Annotated in this window: 15 protein-coding genes; 10 read left to right on the top strand and 5 right to left on the bottom strand. The window is 51.9% G+C overall.

The window, feature by feature from the left end:
- Positions 1 to 37 precede the first annotated feature (37 nt).
- Positions 38 to 1,096: an FUSC family protein gene (locus ACKU4E_RS08095; protein ID WP_320170565.1), complete on the top strand. Its 1,059-nt coding sequence runs from the start codon at positions 38 to 40 to the stop codon at positions 1,094 to 1,096.
- A gap of 4 nt (positions 1,097 to 1,100) precedes the next feature.
- On the opposite strand, the gene ACKU4E_RS08100 is transcribed toward ACKU4E_RS08095, so the two are convergent.
- A complete protein-coding gene (locus ACKU4E_RS08100) occupies positions 1,101 to 1,805 on the bottom strand; it encodes a lipid-binding SYLF domain-containing protein (protein ID WP_320170566.1) in 705 nt (234 codons plus the stop codon).
- Between the two features lie 281 nt (positions 1,806 to 2,086).
- Here ACKU4E_RS08100 and ACKU4E_RS08105 point away from each other — a divergent pair, with 281 nt between their 5' ends.
- Both ACKU4E_RS08105 and ACKU4E_RS08110 read left to right on the top strand, forming a co-directional pair.
- A complete protein-coding gene (locus tag ACKU4E_RS08105) occupies positions 2,087 to 2,980 on the top strand; it encodes an AraC family transcriptional regulator (protein ID WP_320170567.1) in 894 nt (297 codons plus the stop codon).
- Between the two features lie 27 nt (positions 2,981 to 3,007).
- Complete coding sequence (locus tag ACKU4E_RS08110; RefSeq protein ID WP_320170568.1) at positions 3,008 to 3,469, top strand: GyrI-like domain-containing protein; 462 nt, start codon at positions 3,008 to 3,010, stop codon at positions 3,467 to 3,469.
- Between the two features lie 50 nt (positions 3,470 to 3,519).
- Here the strand turns inward: ACKU4E_RS08110 and ACKU4E_RS08115 are convergent, their stop codons facing one another.
- The 3 genes from ACKU4E_RS08115 to asnS all read right to left on the bottom strand — a co-directional run bounded on the left by ACKU4E_RS08115 (position 3,520) and on the right by asnS (position 6,770).
- Entirely contained in the window at positions 3,520 to 4,401 is an 882-nt protein-coding gene (locus ACKU4E_RS08115) for a hypothetical protein (RefSeq protein WP_320170569.1), read from the bottom strand.
- A gap of 61 nt (positions 4,402 to 4,462) precedes the next feature.
- Complete coding sequence (locus ACKU4E_RS08120) at positions 4,463 to 5,344, bottom strand: helix-turn-helix transcriptional regulator (protein ID WP_320170570.1); 882 nt, start codon at positions 5,342 to 5,344, stop codon at positions 4,463 to 4,465.
- 37 nt (positions 5,345 to 5,381) lie between these two features.
- Entirely contained in the window at positions 5,382 to 6,770 is a 1,389-nt protein-coding gene (asnS, locus tag ACKU4E_RS08125) for an asparagine--tRNA ligase (protein WP_320170571.1), read from the bottom strand.
- Positions 6,771 to 7,003: 233 nt separating this feature from the next.
- Between asnS and ACKU4E_RS08130 the strand changes: the two genes are divergently transcribed.
- A complete protein-coding gene (locus ACKU4E_RS08130) occupies positions 7,004 to 7,501 on the top strand; it encodes a rubrerythrin family protein (RefSeq protein WP_320170572.1) in 498 nt (165 codons plus the stop codon).
- 237 nt (positions 7,502 to 7,738) lie between these two features.
- Entirely contained in the window at positions 7,739 to 9,505 is a 1,767-nt protein-coding gene (gene ftsY / locus ACKU4E_RS08135) for a signal recognition particle-docking protein FtsY (RefSeq protein ID WP_320170573.1), read from the top strand.
- A 117-nt stretch (positions 9,506 to 9,622) separates the two neighbouring features.
- Here ftsY and ACKU4E_RS08140 read toward each other — a convergent pair whose 3' ends face one another.
- Entirely contained in the window at positions 9,623 to 10,450 is an 828-nt protein-coding gene (locus ACKU4E_RS08140; RefSeq protein WP_320170574.1) for a pseudouridine synthase, read from the bottom strand.
- A 182-nt stretch (positions 10,451 to 10,632) separates the two neighbouring features.
- Here ACKU4E_RS08140 and ACKU4E_RS08145 point away from each other — a divergent pair, with 182 nt between their 5' ends.
- The 5 genes from ACKU4E_RS08145 to ACKU4E_RS08165 all read left to right on the top strand — a co-directional run bounded on the left by ACKU4E_RS08145 (position 10,633) and on the right by ACKU4E_RS08165 (position 20,224).
- Positions 10,633 to 11,535, top strand: coding sequence for an EamA family transporter (locus ACKU4E_RS08145; protein WP_320170575.1), 903 nt, complete (start codon positions 10,633 to 10,635; stop codon positions 11,533 to 11,535).
- Positions 11,536 to 11,541: 6 nt separating this feature from the next.
- Positions 11,542 to 14,718 carry a UvrD-helicase domain-containing protein gene (locus ACKU4E_RS08150; RefSeq protein WP_320170576.1) on the top strand — a complete coding sequence of 1,059 codons (3,177 nt, stop codon included), beginning with the start codon at positions 11,542 to 11,544 and terminating at the stop codon, positions 14,716 to 14,718.
- Positions 14,715 to 17,624, top strand: a complete 2,910-nt coding sequence (locus tag ACKU4E_RS08155) for a PD-(D/E)XK nuclease family protein (protein WP_320170577.1) — start codon at positions 14,715 to 14,717, stop codon at positions 17,622 to 17,624. Before ACKU4E_RS08150 ends, ACKU4E_RS08155 begins: the two co-directional genes overlap by 4 nt.
- An 86-nt stretch (positions 17,625 to 17,710) precedes the next feature.
- Entirely contained in the window at positions 17,711 to 18,901 is a 1,191-nt protein-coding gene (gene lhgO, locus ACKU4E_RS08160; RefSeq protein ID WP_320170578.1) for an L-2-hydroxyglutarate oxidase, read from the top strand.
- 243 nt (positions 18,902 to 19,144) lie between these two features.
- Positions 19,145 to 20,224 (top strand): nitronate monooxygenase family protein, encoded by a 1,080-nt coding sequence (locus ACKU4E_RS08165; protein WP_320170579.1) that lies wholly within the window; start codon positions 19,145 to 19,147, stop codon positions 20,222 to 20,224.
- Positions 20,225 to 20,276 lie beyond the last annotated feature (52 nt).

Consider the following 20,276-nt stretch of genomic DNA (forward strand, 5'->3'; position numbering starts at 1 on the left):
TTGGTTTTTAACACCTCACCACCTTTACTACGCAAATATGCTCAGATTTAAATTCTCTTCACAAAAAGCACATCTCATTCATGGTATTAAAACAGGCATAGCCGCAGTGCTGGCCTATTACGCAGCAGATCTATTCGATCTCAAATACGGATACTGGGCCGCTCTTTCTGCTGTTATAGTCATGCAGATCAACGTAGCGGATTCCATCAAGATGTGCTGGTACAGATTTTCAGGCACCGCCATCGGGGCTTTCATCGCTATCATATTCATGGTCATTTTACCCCCTACCCCACTGATGACAGTTCTGTCCCTGTTCCTGTCCGTGGGCTTTTGCGCCTACATGACCAGATACAACAATCGCTATAAAATGGCTGCGATAACAACCACCATCGTACTTTTGGCCAGCCTCGGAGAACCGGACCGCATCCAGTTCGGTATTTTCCGGGTTCTTGAAATCAGCCTCGGTGTAGCCAGCGCTTTTCTGACCAGCATAAGTATTTACCCTGTCCGGGCTGCCGAAGCCTTGAAAGAAGACCTTTTCAAGCAGTTCAGCGAATGTGCAGATAACTATGAAACATTAATGGACTGCTTTCTCCACAAACAGTCCGGACTTTCCCCCAGCCTGCTTGATTCGACCAATGCCAAGATGGCAAAAAACAGGGAAATATACTCTAAAGTAATTCGCCTTGAAAGCCTTCTTTATATGGAAAACACTGAGCTTCTAGGCATGAAGGTCGAAATTCTGGAGGATTGCGCATCGCATCTTCGTTCAATGCTTAATGCCCTGAATAACGTACATGGCGAGGGGTATGATATCATCATGAAAGATGAATTGACCGCCCTTGCCAAGGCTTCATCCAAAGCCATGCGCGCCATCGGGTCCAAAAGAATACCCGACGAAAACAGCCTTCAGTTGGCACTTGATCGGGCTCAAAAAAGGCTGGAAAAGCTCAGAAATGAAGGAGTCACCAAACGGTTCTACCTGCAGAAGCTGGTACAGTTTTTTGCATTCTACCACAGTGCCGAATTCATCTGCAAAGAGCTGCTGCGTTATACGCGGGAACGCAAACGCATAAAAAACATTCGAAAGAACTGATGCATTATATCCCCAGCAGGCTCATCAACAGGACGTCTGCTTCCGGTTTGTCATATTTGTGAGTCTTCAGGATATCCCTTACATCGACAGCCTGGCCGTAATATTTCTTGTTGTAATCATTGCTGACCATAAGCGCGCCGGTGCGATACGCCATTCCGCTGAACATCCCGGCCTGATATACGAGGGTAAACAGATTGCCCTGAACGTCAAACGACCCGCGATGAGAACTGTCGTTCAGGTGCCCGATGGCCAGATCCGCACCCATGGAAAGATCAATCTTTCCACCCAGCGCATCATCCAGCGCCTCCTTATCCATGAGGAAAACCACTACGGTCTTTCCTGCCACCCCGCCCTGCAGGCCGATATTAACCCCGGCCATATTGAAAAAGGCCGGACCGTTCCAGAATCCGGTATCGTCCTTTGCGCAGAGTACTCCCGGCCCACCTTCGGCTCCCACCATAAACGCCGCCTTGTACACGTCCGGGAAAATAAACACTCCCCTGGCCATCTCAAGCAGATAATTTATTGACGGTCCGTCGGTTTCCTCCCGCATCTGTTCCAGAGCACAGGCCGCAGATTCCACTATCCACTGCGGAGTTGAACTGGAGTTGCTCACACAGGGACTGCCGGTCACCTTTTTGAATGAATTGCACCCTCCGAGGATGAAAAACACCATAAACAGAGCTAGTATGAATTTGAACTTGTTCATGTTGTTTACTTTAACCTCATCGCCAAGTTGGCGGCAAGGGCAATCTGTGCGGCAGTAGCGGGTTGCTGTTTATGCATTATTTTCGTTAGAAAACCTGAACAGGAAGAATCCAACATCATTTATCCTCATCGTAACAATCCGAAAAAATTAATGTAACACTTAGAACAGCCTGATTCACAATATTTGAACGGATTTGCCGGGATGATAAAAAATGTCATGAAATAGAATCGCGAATCGTGTTTATTTCCACTGAACACAGCAACAGATCAAGGAAACTAAAAATGTCCACACTGCTTCAGCCGTATAATGAAAAAATGATGGAAGTTCTCCTGTATATACAGCGGAATCTGGATGCCGATCTGTCCCCGGAAACGCTTGCCGGAGTGGCCTGTTTTTCGGTGACCCATTTCCACCGCATATTCAAAGGCATGGTTGGAGAAAGCCTGAAAGAACATGTACGCCGGCTGCGCCTTGAAAAGGCCGCCTATAAACTTTCATATACCGATGCTTCCGTTATGGAGATTGCTCTGGATGCCCGTTTCGAATCCGCTGAAACATTCAGCCGGGCATTCAAGAAAAGATTTTCAGTCCCCCCCAGCGAATTCAGGTCCAGATCCAGAGAGATTCTGAATCTGCAGGGAACAGGCAAAATACACTATCGTCCCAAACCCAGCAGAAATGATTTCAGACTTGATGATTCGCCGCTTTCCTGTGAGGTGCAGGTTCGCCGCAGGAATGAAACAAAGGTGGCCTTCATCCGGCACATCGGGTCCTACTTTGAAGTAGAATCCGCCTGGAGCAGACTCTGTACCTGGGGAGGCAGCAAAAATCTGCTGACAGCAGAAACCGAATTTATCGGTATCTGTTATGACGACCCCGATGTCACTCCGTCAGGGAAAATCCGCTATGACGCATGTCTATCTATAATAGAAGAAACCGAAACAACCCCGGAAATAAGGATACAGACGATCCCCGGCGGAAGCTACGCTGTAACAACACACCTCGGGCCTTATGAAAAGCTGGTGGACACATACCGGGAGCTGTACGGCAAATGGCTGCCTGCATACGGATACAGTCTCAACGACAGCATCGCCTCTTTCGAAAAATACATCAAAACTCCGGCCGAAGTCGGCCCCGAGGATTTGGTGACTGAAATATGGATGGGGCTGTGCTGAGCAGAACCACATAAAAAGGAGTATACGATGGACGTACAAATCTGGTCTATTGATCCTGTGAAAATGGCCTACGCTGAACATACAGGCCCGTACAACGAAATAGGTGCGGCCTGGGAAAAATTGTGTGCCTGGGCCGGACCGGCAGGACACTTTAACGCAACCACAAGATTCTACGGGGTGTTCTACGATGATCCGGCCACGGTTGAACCGCAGAAACTGCGCTCTGAAGCCTGCATAACCGTAGGAGCAGATGTTCCCGCTTCAGCCGATATCAATGTGCGGGATTTTCAGGGCGGAAAATACGCAGTAGCCGTCCACCTCGGACCGTACGAAAAACTTGTGGACTCCTGGTCGGAATTCTACGGAAGCTGGCTGCCGGGCAGCGGTATGGACATGGGACAGGGCCCCTGCATGGAGCAGTACATGAACGATCCCATGACCACCAAACCGGAACATCTGGTGACACTTCTGCTTCTGCCCCTTAAGTAACCGAACGAAAATCCCCGCTTCGAATTATTCTCGAAGCGGGGATTGCCCGGTTAATTTCCCAGTCCGTAAATCAGGACCTTGTTTTCCAGCATCATGGGTATCCAGAGCCTTTCACCCTTTTCATCGAGATAAAAGTCCGCCGGACCACCTATTTTCTCCGGAAGGTCAACATTGGAATAACTTCCTGATTCGGGATCGACCTGAATCAGCAGGCCGGACTTCTTGAATTCAACCCAGTCTGAAGCAAGGACTTTCCCGTTGTGAACGGCGATGCCGTCATAATACCCTTCCTTGGAACATATTTTTCTGCCGATAAATTTACCGCCGGAAATACGTCCACTGCCCACAAAACCGGTTGGTTTGTTATCCGTACCGAAAGTAACGAAATACACATTCCCGCCGCTCTGGTCGAAAGTGATTCCGTTTATGCCTGCAAGGTCGATATTGGATTCAAGCCGTTGGTAGGACGGAGCAGCGCCGACACGGACAAGGATCACAGCCCCGATATCGGTGGCGGTAACGAGCAGTTCGTTTTCTGAGAATACCGTGATGTCATTCAGAAAAGAGGTTCCGGCCCCGGACAGGTCGAGATTGAATACTTCATGACCGTCCTTGAGCTCAAAGCCACGGATGCGTTCAATGTCGGCTACATAGAGAACATCTCCGAGTACGGCCATGCCTTTCGGAGCGTTGAGCCCTTCGGCGAAACGGAGTCTGTCAATCCTGCCGTCCCCGGTCAGTTTCGAAATAAATCCGTCCCCGTCCCTTTCAGTTGGAGCCAGCTTTTCGCCCACGTTGGAAACATAAAAGAATGTTCCGTCCGAAGTTACACTTTCCGGGGATGAAAAACCGGACACCTTTGTGCTCTTTACGGTACAGGCCGCGAGAACAACGGCCAAAGACATGATAAAAACGAGAGTATACTTACGCATAATTTCCTCCTTGATTTGTGTTGGAGGAAAACTAGCGCAAAAGAGATGCTGCCGCTTGCGGTTAAAGTTCAGATTTTGACGGAATCAGTCCAGTTCTGTATTCGCTGGGGGAAACCCCGTACCTGCTGCGGAAAATGGAACTGAAATGAGAAAGGCTGTCGTAGCCGGATTCGTAGGAAATCTCGGTTATGTTCTTCTGCGAATTACGGATGAGCTGCGCAGCCCAGGAAAGCCTGCGCTCCCTTATCCATCTGGCGGGAGTGGTATCAAAAACTTTTCGGAATTCTCTTTTGAAGGTCGAAAGGCTGCGGCCGGAGAGTTCCGCCATATCTTCAAGGCTGATGTTCTTGTTGAAATATTCTTCCATGACAGAGGAAAGATCGTTTTTCATTTCGTTGCGGCAGGCAAGCAGAAAGCCGACAAACGCACTGTTGTCCTTTGAAAAGCAAAGGTAATGGAGCAGTTCGTTCACCTTGAGTCGCAGAAAGGAATCATCATGCCCTAGAGGAGAATCAAAAAGCGGCATCATGGAGGACAGGAAGATGCTTATGGCCTCATCAACCGCAATGGGAAAAACAGCCTTTTCCGTACCGGGAGCCGGACTTTCTCCGGCATCAAGCTGATCCACAAATCCTGCAAACATTGAGTCATCGAAGAAAAAAAGCACGGTATCGAACGAGCTTCCATCATCCGGAATCATTTCGGACATGAGATGGCACCCCTTCCGGCAGAAAAAGGCCTCACCTTTTTTCACGACAATATCTCCGTCCGCGGAATGGATGTATTTGGTCCCTTCTAGAATAAAGACGAGAGAGTGCTGAGAAACGCAGAGTTCATGCCTGATCTCGGAAATCTGGCTGCGATACTGAACAAATGTTATGCCGCCCAGACTTATGGACGGTACGGCGGAAGATTCACGTATATGGCGTGGAATGGATATCATGGGATGAATCGGGCCGCACGAGGCGGCCCGGAATTGACTAGAATTCGAGATTCTTGGGGGTTCTTGGAAAAGGAATCACGTCACGTATATTGGTTGCGCCGGTAAGCAGCATAAGCATGCGCTCAAAGCCCATGCCGAATCCTGAATGGGGAGCGGAACCGAAACGGCGGCTGTCCAGATACCACCAGTATTCAGCGGCATCCATTCCCGTTTCAGCGATTCTGCTTTCCAGCACATCCAGTCTTTCCTCACGCTGCGAGCCGCCCACCAGTTCTCCGATCCTCGGTACCAGCAGGTCCATGGCCGTAACGGTTTTACCGTCATCGTTCACCCGCATGTAGAAGGGTTTGATCTCTCTTGGATAATTATAAACGATAACCGGTTTGCCGAAATGCTCTTCAGTAAGGTAGCGCTCATGCTCGGTCTGGAGATCCTCGCCGTATTCGGGACGGAATTCGAATTTGTCAGCTTTCTTGCAGCCCCTGAGCAACTCCACGGCATCGGTATAGGAAATGCGCTCGAAATTATTGTTCAAAGTATTGTTCAGGGTGTCCATCAGGGACTTGTCGACAAACTTTGCGAAAAGCTCAATGTCGTCAGCACAGCGTTCGAGAACATGCTTAATCAGATATTTCACCATCTCTTCGCCAAGATCCATGTTGTCATCAAGATCTGCAAAGGCCACTTCCGGTTCAACCATCCAGAACTCGGCGGCATGGCGGGGCGTGTTCGATTTTTCAGCCCGGAACGTAGGGCCGAAGGTATAGACCTGCCCCAGGGACAGGGCATACATCTCAGCGGGAAGCTGCCCGGAAACAGTCAGGTGTGCGGCTTTCCCGAAAAAGTCATCGGCAAGCTGCTCTTCCTTCTTTCCGGCAAGACCGGCATAATCAAGCGAAGTCACCCGGAACATCTCTCCGGCCCCTTCGCAGTCGGAACCGGTGATGATCGGCGTATGGACATAAAAGAATCCCTTATCGCGGAAAAAACTGTGGATGGCGTAGGACAGCTCAGAACGGATGCGAAACATTGCACTGAACTTGTTTGTACGCGGTCTGAGATGCGCTATGGTCCTCAGGAACTCGTCACTGTGACGCTTCTTCTGCATCGGGAAGGTTTCCGGATCAGCATATCCGAGCATTTCAACTGACTTTCCGCGTACTTCCCATTTCTGACCCTTGCCCGGAGACTCTACAAGCTCACCGACAACAGAAACGGAAGCCCCGGTGGAAATCTTCTCCAGTTCGCTCTCCACTTCCGGTGTGTGATCGATTATGATCTGCACATTCTTGAGACAGGAACCGTCGTTAACCTCCAGAAAGGAAAATCCCTTGCTGTCACGCTTGGTACGGACCCAGCCCTTGACCACAAGCTCAGGAACTGGTTTTTCCGCATTAAGAATATCCTTTACGCATGTTCTTCTCATAAAAATCTCCAATGGCTTCGTTTTGCAAAATATGTATCTCCATGACGTATAAATTTCAACAAACTTATGCTTCATTAATAGATGGAAGCGGCTTGAAATTCTTTAAATGGGAAGGTGTAAAAAAATTACAGATTTTGCTTGCTATTCTTAACAGGAACTATTACTACTAATTTCAACGAAACGGACAAGTCTTTCAAACATTAAAATACAAACAGTTAAAAGGAGAATTCCAAATGAGCAAGACCACTGAAAATCTGAAAGCAGCATTCGCAGGTGAATCCCAGGCTAACCGTAAATATCTCGCTTTTGCCGAAAAAGCAGAATCCGAAGGCAAGCCCGGAGTAGCCAAACTTTTCCGTGCAGCTGCCGCAGCCGAAACCATTCACGCTCACGCACACCTTCGTCTGATGAAAGGCATCGGTTCCACAGAAGACAACCTCAAAGCAGCTATTTCCGGAGAAACATATGAATTTGAAAATATGTACCCCGAAATGATGGAAGATGCCAAAACAGAAGGCGAAAACGCAGTACTGCGCTATTTCGGATTTGCCAACGAAGCTGAAAAAATCCATGCCGAACTCTACACCGAGGCTCTGGAAGCAGACAGCGACGTATTTTCCGAAGCTGAATTCTACATCTGTTCCGTATGCGGCCACACTCAGGACGGCCCGGCGACCGACAAGTGTCCTATCTGCGGCGCTGCAGCCAAGGCATACGTAAAAGTAGATTAATACTTTTCCCACATCTGCCGATCTTTGAGCCCGCGACGAAAGTCGCGGGCTCAAGCATTTCAGGCACCATCGCCAGCGGCATTACACCATATAATAACGCCTGCTACGCAACAGAACCTTCCACTGCAAATAAATCCATAAAAAACAGACCCCAAAAGGACCAGCTCCCAACGGTTGCGCATCATGACCGACTGAGTTATCTTCGCCTGTTCAAAACAGACTGCAAAGGGGATTTCAATGGGATTCTTTTCTAAAGTAAAAAAATTATGGTCCAGCCCGGAACAAAGAGCCGAACAGGCAATCAAAGAATATCTGGGAGATGAATATACAGAAAAAGAAACACCTACTCCGGATGCGACAGCCGAAGTCGCTCCGGAACCGGCTCCTCAACCGGTTTCCGAGCCGGAAGCGGTAGTAACAGAAAAACCGGAAACCGCTCCGGCACAACCGGATACTCCTGTAGCAGAACCTGAACCTGTGGCGGAAATGAAATCCGTTGCAGAAGCAGAATCCGAACAGACGGCTGAGCAGCCGGAAGAACCTGTTTCTATTGTGGAAGAGGAAGCAGAGACTGTTTCTGAACAGAAAATTTCAGTCAAGGAAGCGGAACAGCCTGCAGAAGCAGACATGGAGCCGGAAATACAAGCTGTTTCTGAATCACCCGAGACTCACGAAGAAATAAAAACCGAGGAAAAGGAAAGCGAGCCTTCCATTCCCGCTCCCCGACCGGCCGCATCCGCTGGGACCACAATTCTCGAACCGGTAATGCCCGGTGCAGCGGAAACGGAACAGGATGCGGAAAAACCCCAATGGCAGCGCGACCTCACCAAATCCCTGCAGCAGGCCGAGCCCAGACTCTCTGTCTGGCTGAACCTCATCCTTGAAGGAATAGACGAAGCCTGCGATGACCTCTGGGACCGTCTGGAATTCCTGCTTATAGCCCTTGAAGCACCCAAAGCGGAAGCAACGGACTTCATCAGCCGGTTCAAAGACTGGCTTGAGGAAATGGATTACGAATACGTTGAAGAATTCCGCTCCGAACTTCAGTACAGACTGGCTCTGGCCCTTGAACTCGAAGATGAGGAAGACGAACGCAGCCGGTTGTTCATCAAACTTTCCGAAGGGCTGAACAAGACCCGCGAGCAGATCACCAAGCGCATTGATTCCATGCTTTCCAGCCATACGGCATTCGATGACGATTTCTGGGAGGAATTCGAGGAAATCCTGATCATGGCCGATGTGGGTTATGAAGCCACGGTGGAACTGGTGGAACGCATGAAGGATCGGGTCCGCAAGGCGGGCGAGACCAATCCGGAAAACTTCAAGGACCTGCTGCGCGAAGAACTGGATGAAATTTTCAAGGTGCCTAAACGCATCAAAGCATACAACCCGCCGGAAGTGGTCATGATGATCGGCGTAAACGGCGTGGGCAAGACCACCACCATTGCCAAGCTGGCCCACCGCGCCCAGATGCAGGGCCGCAAGGTTCTCATCGTTGCCGGAGACACCTTCCGGGCCGCGGCCATCGGGCAGCTTGAGGTCTGGGCGCGTCGGGTAGGGGCCGGATTCTACGCCAAGGAAGAGGGTTCCGATCCTGCTGCAGTCGCCTACGAGGCCATCGATTACGCAGTCAAGAACGGCTACGACCTCATGCTTCTGGATACGGCCGGACGCCTGCACACCAAGACCAACCTCATGGAAGAGCTGCACAAGATTCGCCGCGTCCTCGGCAAAAAGCACGATGAAGCCCCGCACCGCAGCGTTCTGGTCATTGATGCGACAACAGGGCAGAATGCCCTTTCCCAGACCAAGCTGTTCAACGAGGCCATCGGCGTGGACGAACTGATCCTTACCAAGCTCGACGGCACGGCCAAGGGCGGAGTAATGATCGCTGTGACCATGCAGAACAAACTGCCCATAACCTATGTTGGACTCGGGGAAAAAATGGAAGACTTGAGGCCCTTCAACGGAGAGGACTTCGCCAAGGCCCTGCTGCTCTCATAGCCCCAAAGCAATATAAATCTGCCGCTATCCAGCCGGGATAGCCTGGTGCCTATAAAAAAGCACCGCAGTCTCCCATACGGAAACTGCGGTGCTTTTTTATATGATTTTCATACTGAACTACCAGTCCGGCTCACTAACCGCCTCAAAACCGGTAAATGCTATCCGGAAATGGTGCAGATACATACGCCCTGTCTCGTTGCCTATGCCGTAAAGAGGGTCTCCGACTATTGGGAACCCGGCATGGGCGAGATGGGCACGTATCTGATGCCGGGCGCCTTTTGCTATGTTTACCCGCACAAGCGATGTTCCGTCATCGAATTTTCGCAGGGGTTCGACAACGGTCCAGCGCAGAGGGCCGTCCGGTTCATCAAGAACACCGGTCTGCTTGCGATCGGCTGTATCAAGGCGGTTCTTCACGGTAAAAGGATCATGAGGCTGGCCGTGCACACGGGCCAGATATTCCTTTTCCACCTTTCCGGCATCCTCATATTCATGAAATTCCTGCAATCTACCAGTGCCGAAGGCCACGAGCAGAAGCCCGGAAGTAAGCAGGTCCAACCTGTTGGCGAGTAAAGCATCCTCTTCTGGGAATATCTCCGGCAGGAATTCTTCAACACTTACTCCGGTACTCCCGGCAATACCGGCCGAATGCAGGCCGTGCGGCTTGTCGAGAGCGGCGAATCCTTCACCCCGTTCTACTACCTGTATGGCTGATGCCGTCTTTCCGACACATTCGGAATTTTCCAGCCGGGACAGGACCACCTCAGCCCCTGCATAAATTTTGAACCCCGGCTTGCGCTTCTTCCCGTCAACAAGGACGGAGCCGTTCTCTATCAACCGTCTGCGCAGCCGCAACCCGCTCCTCGGAAGCAGTTCTTCCAGAACCCTGTCGAACCGCATTCCCGCGTGCCCGGCACCCGCTATCATGGACTTGATTTCACTCAATTAAAATACCCGCTGTAATTACCTTCAAAATTATATACTGCCCACACCGGTCTTTACGCTGCCGATAAAACAGCTTAAACATTCCGATAACAGTTTTGGACAATTGAACACCGGCTGCGTACGCTCCTGCGGCATGCCTTCCGGCAAACCGATCCGATCAATTCAGACACAAGGACCCCTGCATGAACATCAAGGGCTGCATATTTATACTCACTGCCGCAGTGATGTGGGGACTCATCGGTCCCGTTTCCAAATTTCCCATAGAACAGGGAGTCTCCCCGCTGGAAAACGCATTCTGGCGCGCCATTTTCGCATGGATACTTTTTGCTGTCCATGCCTGCCGCATCCGCCGTGTTTCCATTGCCGCCAAGGATCTTCCCAGAATTATCGGCTTCGGATTCATCGGTGTAACCGTGTTCTACGGTTCCTATCAACTGGCTGTTCAGGATGTCGGGGCAGCACTGGCCTCGGTGCTGCTGTACACGGCCCCGGCCTGGGTAGCTTTCATGTCCTGGCTGCTGCTCGGTGAAAAAATGGGACCGGTAAAACTGGCCGCGCTGGGCATAACCATCTGCGGAGTTGTCTGCGTATCGCTGGGACCCCAGCTTTTCGGCACAGGAACGGAGATCAGATTCACCTGGTTCGGGATCATCTGCGGACTTGCTTCCGGCTTCACCTACGCTCTTTACTATATCTACGGCAAGACCATTTTCGCCCGCTATACCACGCCGACGGTATTCCTCTACGCCCTGCCCGTAGGAGCCCTGTGCATGACCCCGTTTTTCGAATTCACGCACAAGACCGCGACATCATGGCTCAGCCTTGTCGCACTGGCCATCATCTGCACCTACGGAGCCTACTCGGTCTACTACGCCGGACTTAAATACCTTGAAGCAACAACCGCATCGGTTATAGCCACGGTTGAGCCGGTAGTGGCCGCCATTCTTGCATGGCTGTGGTGGAACGAAAGCTTTGACTGGACCGGATATCTGGGCAGTGCCATGATCATCCTCGCCGTACTGATGATCGTCATGGAGAAGAAGGTGTACGCATTCTTTTCAAAACCGCAGCCGCAATCGGTATAGACAGACATGCTCAAACAGGTAAAAGCTTCAGCCGGATCAGGAAAGACATACGAACTGACCGCAAGATTCCTGTCGCTGCTTGCGGGCGCGCAGGAGGAGGATTCCATCCCGGTCTGCAAATCCGGCAGGGAGCTGGGATACTGCTGGCCTGAAATCATGGCCGTGACCTTCACCAACAAGGCGGCAGCGGAAATGAAAGAGCGCGTTGTCCGCTCACTCAAAAACCGGGCCCTGAACATTCCGGGAGACGGACTCGGAGGAGACTGGGCTCCCGGCACAGCCAAGAAACACCTCACGCCTATCCTGCAGCGCTACAACAGGCTGAACATCAGGACCATTGACAGCCTGCTCAACCTGCTGGTGCGCATTTTCGCACTGGAACTGGGCCTGAGTCCAGAGTTTGAACTGCTGTTCGACCCCTACGCCCTGTTCGAACCCAACTTCAATAAATTTCTTTCCCAGTGCGACGAAGGCGATGAACAGAGCAGGAAGCTGATGGATGAGGCTGTAGAAAGTCTGCTCCTCAATGAAGACAAAAAGGGTTTCTGGCTGGCTGAACAGATGCGCCAGCGGCTTGAATCAATTCTCGCGTACCTGATCGACAATCCGGCGGAAAGAGTGACCGACCAGCAGGAAATAGCCGGGCTGCTGCAGTTGCAGTTCGATGAATTCATGCACGCCGTTTCCGCGACCCGCAAAATGATTGAGAAGGACAATCTGGCCGCATCCGCCCATCTGCAGAAATACCTTGCCCACTCCGCCGGCCTGGAACTCATGGGAGAGCCCAAGGACTCCGCCATGCTGCACAAGGAGAGCTTCCGGGACTGTGTAAACAAAAAGTCAAAGGACGCTATCGGGCCTTATCACGAAAAGATCTATGCCGATCTCAAGGCTGCCCACGAAACCTATCGCGACCGGACGATAATCCTGCGGGGCGCATACGCCCTTGCTCCTTTCCTGCGCATAGCGGAGGTAATCCGGGCGGATATAATCGAATACCAGTCCCGTAAAGGCATGCTGCTAAGTTCCGACCTGCCCCGCATCGCAGGCTTTGTGCTGGAAGGCGGAAGCGCACTTCCGGACGCATTCTGCCGGATGGGTTCCCGGCTGCACCACCTGCTCATTGACGAATTTCAGGACACCAGCACAGCGCAGTGGCGGGCCATGCTGCCGCTTGCAGTGGAATGCCTCTCCAAGAACGGCAGCCTTTTCTACGTGGGCGATGTTAAACAGGCTATCTACAGCTGGCGCGGGGGCCGTTCCGAGCTTTTCGATTCCGTGGGCCAGGACCCGGAACTGGCCGGATTGTCCGAATTCAAACAGGGGGACCTCGAATACAACTGGCGAAGCCTCGCTGAAGTTGTCGGGTTCAACAACTTTTTCTTCGACTCACTCGCCGACTACGACCTTGCCGTTGATCTGGCCGAAATCCTCTACCCCAACGCGCCGGAAGACGTTCAACTTGATCTGGCCCGGAAAATTTCCGTATCTTTTGACGGAGCATCGCAACAACTCCCGCAGGGCCGCAACAGAGATGGCGGATATGTCCGACTGCAAAAAATACTCGCTCCCACCACTCCTGAAATCATCGAAGAGACCAAAGACGGTTTCAACCTGCTGCTGAAAGATCTCACCGACCGTCGCGAATACCGGGACATCTGCGTGCTGGTACGCTCCAACACGCACGCGCAGTTGGTCTGCGACTGGCTGGTGGAAAAGAATATTCCGGTGATCACCGAAAACAGCCTGCAACTGGACCGGCACCCGGTAATCCGCCAGATGGTTTCCCTGCTGAAATTTCTGGACTATCCGCAGGATGATCTGGCGCTCCTGGAATTCCTCTGCGGAAAGGAAATCTTCGAACAAATCTCGGATATTTCCCGCGAAGCCCTCTTTGAATGGCTCTGCGAACGGGATAAAGGTCCGCTCTACCGCCGTTTCGCGGAGAGCTTCCCGGAATTCTGGGACCTGCACATTTCTCCGTTCCTGCGCAAATCCGGCCTGATGACACCATACGACCTCGCCAGCGAGATGGTTTCGCGCTTCCGGCTGATTGAAAGAAATTCGCGGGACGAACTGTACATCCGCCGCTTTCTGGAAGTAGTCCATCTGGCCGAGGAAAAACGCGGAACATCACTGGCCGCCTTTCTGGATTTCTGGGAAAATTCCTCTGCCGAAGAAAAGGTTCCCCTGCCGGAATCAGTCAATGCCGTGCGCATCATGACCATACACAAATCCAAGGGTCTGGAATTCCCGGTCATTATCGTCCCCTTCCATAACTGGTCCATTTCAAGCCCGGACACCTCATTCGCGGATATGGAGATTGACGGAAAGCTGCTGCTCACCACCATGAACAGCTCGCTCGGCGACATCTATTATGAAAACCGCACCCGCATGTTCATAGAGCAGCTTAACCTGCTTTATGTGGCCTGGACCCGCGCGGGTGAGGAACTATACGGATTCCTGCCCGCCGAAAAGACAAAGGGGCTGTCACCGGCTCTGGCTTCCATCGAACTGATTCTTGCGGACCGGTTCACTGAAGAAGGTCTGTTCGAGCAGGGAACGCAGCCGGTTGATCAAAAAGCTGCAAGCACAGAATCCGTAGAAGATCACGAGGGAGCGGAACTGCCGCAACAGGACGCCGGGGCTACGGGCACCAATTTGCAGACCGAACTCATGAGCTGGCTGCCGAGACTGCGGGTCTATCGGCACAATCTTGAAGACTACTCCTACGATGCAAGGATGCGCGGGGAACTGGCCCATTGCGCCATGGAAAACCTGATCCTGACCGGAGATGATGAAGCTGACTGCCGTAAGAGCGCCGAAGCTGCTTTCGCCAAATTCCCGGCTGTGACCGAAGAGCACGACACTCTGGTCCCGGAAGTCACGGCCATGGGAGTATGGGCCCTCTCGGTCCCGGAAGTACGCAGGGCCGTGGAACTTGGCAGGCCGGAAGTCTCCATCATGGACCGAAAAGGCGAAACCCACCGGGCCGACCTTCTGCTTCTGGAAGAAAAAAGCGGGCTGGTGGTAGAGTACAAGACAGGTCAGCCGACTCACGAAAACGAAAAACAGGTCAAAAGATATCTGTCCCTGCTGCGAGATATGTACGGCGAAGAAAAGGAGTTGAGAGGAGTGCTGGTCTACCTTGACGGGAAATTCATCCGGGAGGTGACATTATGATGAGTAATGGTACTCCCGTCCGCATTATTTCATGGAAGCAGGACTTCATAGAAAGTCTGGCTTCGCTTCTGATCTCGGAATCCGGAGGTGACCTGAGTGCCGTGACGGTCATAGTCCCGCACCATCGTCCGGCCCGATACCTCAAGAAGGCACTGGCGGCATCGGAAAATCTGCCCAAGCCGTGTATTCTTCCGGAAATTTATTCTTTCTCCGATTTCGTTTCCAGACTTATTCCGAGGCTGACGGCCAGTTCTCCCCGCCGGATAGGCCGACTGGATCAGGTCGGACTGCTTTTCAGGATTATTGAAAGACTGCGCACGGAATCCAGCGGACCTCTTTCCGCCATGCCTGCGGAGTTGCAGCAGTTTTTTCCCTGGGGTACCAGACTGGCCTCTCTGCTGGAAGAACTTCTGCGCCAGGACATTAAGCCGCGAAATCTGGAAATGCTTCAGGGCGAAGTCATGGAATGGGCAGCCGCCCTGCTCGCCGAACTGGAAACCATCTATGTCCGCTACGTGGAGGAACTTGAAAGACGGGGCTGGACAACACCGGGACTGGAAGCCCGCAATCTGGTGCGCAACCTTGACGGGCTGGAATCGGTTCTAGGCGGACGGAAGTTATACCTCGCCGGGTTCTACGGTCTGAGCGGCGTGGAAGACATCTTCTTCCGCTACCTATGGGAAGAACTGGGACTCACCATTATCTGGCACGGAGACCCGGCTCTTGCGGAAGGCGAAAACGGCCATTTCGCGGTAAAGGAACACCGCAACTGGCTGCGTGACTGGAAAGCGCAGGCGGTAAGCGAAAGTCCCGCGCACGGGGGCTGCGCACTTCCGGACCTGAAATTTTTCGAAGGATTCGACCGCCATTCACAGCTTGCAGCCATGCGGGAGGAAATCTGCGCCCGTGAGTCCGGTGACTGCGCCGTCATTCTACCGGACACCTCGCTGCTTCTCCCGGTCATGCATCACCTGCCGGAACAGGACGTCAACATAAGCATGGGCTATCCGCTGGAGCGTTCCGCACTCGGCAACCTTGTGGAAGCAGTGCTCACGCTGCAGGAAAACCGCAATGGGAACACCTTCCGCTGGCGGGACATCCTGGGCCTGATCCGGCATCCGTACCTTAAAATGCTGGAAGTGGACGGCGACCAGCCCTTGCGGACCATCTTTCACCAGTGGGAAACTGTTCTGCGAAACGGTGCGCCATACACAGATCCTGATGATTTCAGCCCGGTCTACAGTGCTGCAGACGGCTCTCTCATAGCCCAACCCGAAATAACCGAGGAACTCCGTGCCGAGGTCGTGCGGGTCTGCATTGACGGATTCAGGGATATCGAAACCCTTTCCGAACTGGCCGATGCCCTGCAGGCCATGGCCGAAATGCTGCGCAACAGGGGCGGCACGCTCTGGAACCGATACCTGCTGGACTCCGAATGCCTGTTCAGGCTCATGAACGAGGTAATACCCGAACTGCGGGAGAGTTCTCTGGGCAATGAAATTTTCGGCAGATCGCTTTGCTTTTCCATTTTCCGCCAGTTGCTCTCAGCCCAAAGGGTATCCTTTGAACCGGACCCGATATCCGGTCTTCAGGTGCTGGGGATGCTTGAAAGCCGTTTGCTGACATTCAGACGCACCTTCATTCTTGATACGGTGGAAGAAAAACTGCCCGGCACGGACCCGTACGATCCGCTGCTGCCGGACCCGTTGCGTCATCTGCTCGGCCTGCCGGATTCGCGGGAAAGGGAATCCGTGGCCACATACAACTTCTACCGCCTGATCATGGGCAGCGAAGAAACATGTATCTTTTACCAGAGCGGAGTGCAGCCGGGACTTCTGGATTCCAGAAGCATCCGCTCAAGATTCGTGGAGCAACTGCTCTGGGAGATAGAACAACGACAGGGGAAAATAATAACACCCTCGGACAATTTTCCACTTAAGGCGGTCAGTTTTCCGGTGGGAGCAATCGTGAATACGCCTGCCTCCATCCCCAAGGAACCGGTGGCAGGAAAACTGCGCTCCATGCTGAAAAACAAGGGGCTTTCCCCTTCCGCACTTGATTGTTACGTGGGCTGTCCGAAGAATTTCTTCTTCCGCTACCTTTCCGGTGTGCGGGAATGTGCAACAGTAGATCAGGAAGGCGACCGTGCAGGATTCGGTGATTTGATCCACTCAGTGCTCAAGGATTTTCTGCTGCCGCACATGGGGCAGGAAATCTGCGGCAAAGACCTTGACGGAGGAAGGCTTGAGGAGCTTTTTCTGAGCAGGCTGGAAAGGGATTCCCTCTATATCGACCTTCCATATGACATAAGGAAATCTCTTGCAGGAGCAGGCTGCAACAGACTCTCCCTGTTCCTTGATAATATCGGGCAGACCGAAGTCCTTGAACTGGAATCCGATTCGCGGACGGAAATCGAAATTGAAGGGCTCAAGATAGGCATCAAGGGCCGCATTGACCGTGTGGACCTGCGCGGCGGGGAACGCCATGTGCTGGACTACAAGACCGGCGGGCTGCACCTGCCTAAAAAATCTTTCTGGTCCGATGAATCCGTATGGGGACCGGTTTTCGATTCCCCGGAAGAAATAAGCCGAGACGGCTCATCCTTTCTGGAAACCGTGAAACGCGAAGCGGACAGCCTGCAACTCCCGTTATACCTGCTGATGGATCACAGTACATCCGGTAAACTGCCGCGACAGGCAGCACTGGTGGAACTGGTAAAGGAAGGACGGGAAAAAGAACTTTTCGATGCCGACATGGAAGCCGAGGAACGGCAAAAAATAATCGAAAACAAAATCCCGGCACTGACCGGGGCGATCATAGGGAACATGCTTCACGAAAAGGAATTCCGCCCTATCCGGTCAGGACAGTGCCAGTGGTGCCCGTACCGGGAAGCATGCGGATCATGATAAAATCCGTGCAGACACGGTTTGACTTTAATCCGGCCCTAATGAATAGTGCCGGCTTACAATATTACAAAAGGGAACAATAAGATATGAAGACATTTGACATCATGATATGCGGTGCGGGGATAGTATCCCTTACCGTTGCCAGGGAACTCCTCTCCAGAGGACACAAAAACATTCTCATCATCGACAAGGAAGATGAAGTTGCTAAACACGCTTCCGGTCGTAACAGCGGCGTTCTGCATGCGGGCATTTACTATGCACCTGGCAGCCTGCGCGCTGTTTCATGTCTTTCCGGCAACTTCAGAATGAAAGAATACTGCAGAGAAAAAAATCTGCCTCTGCTGGAAACCGGAAAGGTGATCGTCGCACGTAACGAATCCGAACTTACCACCCTTCACGAACTGCACAGTCGGGCAACAGCAAACGGAGCCAAGGTCGACATCATTGATGAGCAACAACTCGCAAAGATCGAACCCAATGCAAAAACAACAAATGAAGCTTTATTTTCACATTACACTGCTGTTGTAGACCCTAAAGCGGTAATGAAATCACTGTATCATGATCTCGAAACAAGCGGAAAAGTCACTTTTATGCTTGGTACAAAGTTCATTACTGCAAAACCCAACAATGTTATCGTCACTGACAAGGGAGAAATTAGCTGTGGGCTTTTCATCAACGCCGCAGGCTCCTACAGCGACCAGGTGGCCCGTCCATTCGGGTTTGGAGAAGGCTACCAACTCATCCCATTCAAAGGCATCTACAAGAAGCTGAAAAAGGATAAAGCCCACACCATACGGGGCAGCATCTACCCTGTTCCGAATATCAAAAACCCATTTCTGGGCATCCATTTCACTCGCGGGGCATCGGGCGATGTGTATCTCGGACCTACCGCCATTCCGGCATTCGGACGCGAGAATTACGGCATTCTTTCCGGCATGGACAAGGAAGCGTTCGACATCATGCTGCGCGACGCGATCCTCTTTTTCCGCAACCCCAAATTCCGGACTCTGGCCTTTGAGGAACCGCGCAAATACTTCTTCAAATGCTTTTTCAACGATGCACGGGAACTGGTCAAAGAACTGAATCCCGAAGACATAGTCAACTCGCCCAAGGTCGGAATACGCCCGCAGCTGGTGGACCTGAAGCGCAACGAACTGGTCATGGATTTTCTGGTGGAAAGTGACAGCAAAAGCGTCCACGTGCTGAACGCCATATCACCGGCATTCACCAGTTCCATGTACTTTGCTGAAATGATTGTGGAGAAATACATACAGTAAAGAATGTATACCTAGTTGCATTGAAAAATCATCACGCAACATTGTCGCCACAGAGCTGTAACATTAAAAAAGACTTGACTTAAACTCCCATACAGGAAAAAACTTTCCTCGGACACAAAATCCGCTCTAAAGAAACAAAACCGGTGTTTGCATCAAAGGAGATCATCACCGTGCCATTGTTGGACTTTAGCATTGCTACGGGGAGGAGCGGTTTTAAAATATACAGCACAGGAGAACTTAAGTATGAATCTTCCTCAGCTCAAAATTGGCGACCTTGTTGCCAAAGTGCCCGTAATTCAGGGAGGCATGGGAGTCGGAATATCTCTTTCCGGTCTTGCTTCCGCTGTGGCCAAAGAGGGCGGCATAGGTGTTATTGCTGCAGCCATGATCGGACTTACCAGCAAAAACAGCTATAAAGACCAGGCCAAGGCGCACATAGAAACTCTTGCCGAAGAAATAAGAAAAGCCAAGGAAATGACTTCCGGCATTCTCGGAGTGAACATCATGGTTGCTCTCTCCAACTTTGCCGACATGGTAAGCACCTCCGTCAAGGAAGGAGCCGATGTCATTTTCTCCGGAGCAGGACTGCCCCTGGACCTGCCCAAATACCTTACCGAAGGTGCAAAGACCAAGCTGGTCCCCATTGTCTCCTCCGGCAGGGCGGCAACAATTATCTGCAAAAAATGGATTTCGAAATTCGATTACATACCCGATGCTTTTGTCGTTGAAGGCCCCATGGCCGGCGGACATCTCGGTTTCAAACGCGAACAGATCGACGACCCGCTTTTCGCGCTTGAAAAAATTCTTCCCGAAGTCATCAAGGCTGTAAAGCCCTTTGAAGAACAGACCGGGAAGACCATACCTGTAATCGCCGCCGGCGGTGTGTACACAGGTGAAGATATCTGCAAATACCTCCACATGGGGGCTGCAGGCGTACAGATGGGAACAAGATTCGTGGCCACGCACGAGTGTGATGCGGATGAAAAATTCAAGCAGGCTTATGTAACATCCACCAAGGAAGACATGGCCATTATCCAGAGCCCGGTGGGACTGCCCGGACGCGCGGTGAACAACGACTTCCTCAAAGCTGTAAGCAGCGGCCAGAAGTCCCCGTTCAAATGCCCGTTCCATTGCATCAAGAGCTGCAAAGTGGAGCAGAGCCCCTACTGCATTGCCTCGGCGCTCATCAACGCCCAGCGCGGTAAGCTCAAAAACGGATTCGCTTTTGCCGGTTCCAATGCCTGGAAGACAGAAAAAATCATCACCGTAAAACAGCTCTTCACCGACCTCAAAGCTGAATTCGACAAGGCCTGTGCACGGTAATCAGGATTTAATATCGTAAAAGCAAAAAGGCGTTCCAGTGCGGAACGCCTTT

It is taken from the genome of Maridesulfovibrio sp. (genome assembly GCF_963677005.1).
Classification (GTDB): Bacteria; Desulfobacterota; Desulfovibrionia; order Desulfovibrionales; family Desulfovibrionaceae; genus Maridesulfovibrio.

Coding starts and splice junctions, on each gene's coding strand:
- ACKU4E_RS08110 (WP_320170568.1), top strand. CDS start 3,008: ATGGACGTACAAATCTGGTCTATTGATCCTGTGAAAATGGCCTACGCT.
- asnS (WP_320170571.1), bottom strand. CDS start 6,770: ATGAGAAGAACATGCGTAAAGGATATTCTTAATGCGGAAAAACCAGTT.
- ACKU4E_RS08130 (WP_320170572.1), top strand. CDS start 7,004: ATGAGCAAGACCACTGAAAATCTGAAAGCAGCATTCGCAGGTGAATCC.
- ACKU4E_RS08150 (WP_320170576.1), top strand. CDS start 11,542: ATGCTCAAACAGGTAAAAGCTTCAGCCGGATCAGGAAAGACATACGAA.
- ACKU4E_RS08095 (WP_320170565.1), top strand. CDS start 38: ATGCTCAGATTTAAATTCTCTTCACAAAAAGCACATCTCATTCATGGT.
- lhgO (WP_320170578.1), top strand. CDS start 17,711: ATGAAGACATTTGACATCATGATATGCGGTGCGGGGATAGTATCCCTT.
- ACKU4E_RS08105 (WP_320170567.1), top strand. CDS start 2,087: ATGTCCACACTGCTTCAGCCGTATAATGAAAAAATGATGGAAGTTCTC.
- ACKU4E_RS08155 (WP_320170577.1), top strand. CDS start 14,715: ATGATGAGTAATGGTACTCCCGTCCGCATTATTTCATGGAAGCAGGAC.
- ACKU4E_RS08145 (WP_320170575.1), top strand. CDS start 10,633: ATGAACATCAAGGGCTGCATATTTATACTCACTGCCGCAGTGATGTGG.
- ACKU4E_RS08120 (WP_320170570.1), bottom strand. CDS start 5,344: ATGATATCCATTCCACGCCATATACGTGAATCTTCCGCCGTACCGTCC.
- ACKU4E_RS08165 (WP_320170579.1), top strand. CDS start 19,145: ATGAATCTTCCTCAGCTCAAAATTGGCGACCTTGTTGCCAAAGTGCCC.
- ftsY (WP_320170573.1), top strand. CDS start 7,739: ATGGGATTCTTTTCTAAAGTAAAAAAATTATGGTCCAGCCCGGAACAA.
- ACKU4E_RS08115 (WP_320170569.1), bottom strand. CDS start 4,401: ATGCGTAAGTATACTCTCGTTTTTATCATGTCTTTGGCCGTTGTTCTC.
- ACKU4E_RS08100 (WP_320170566.1), bottom strand. CDS start 1,805: ATGAACAAGTTCAAATTCATACTAGCTCTGTTTATGGTGTTTTTCATC.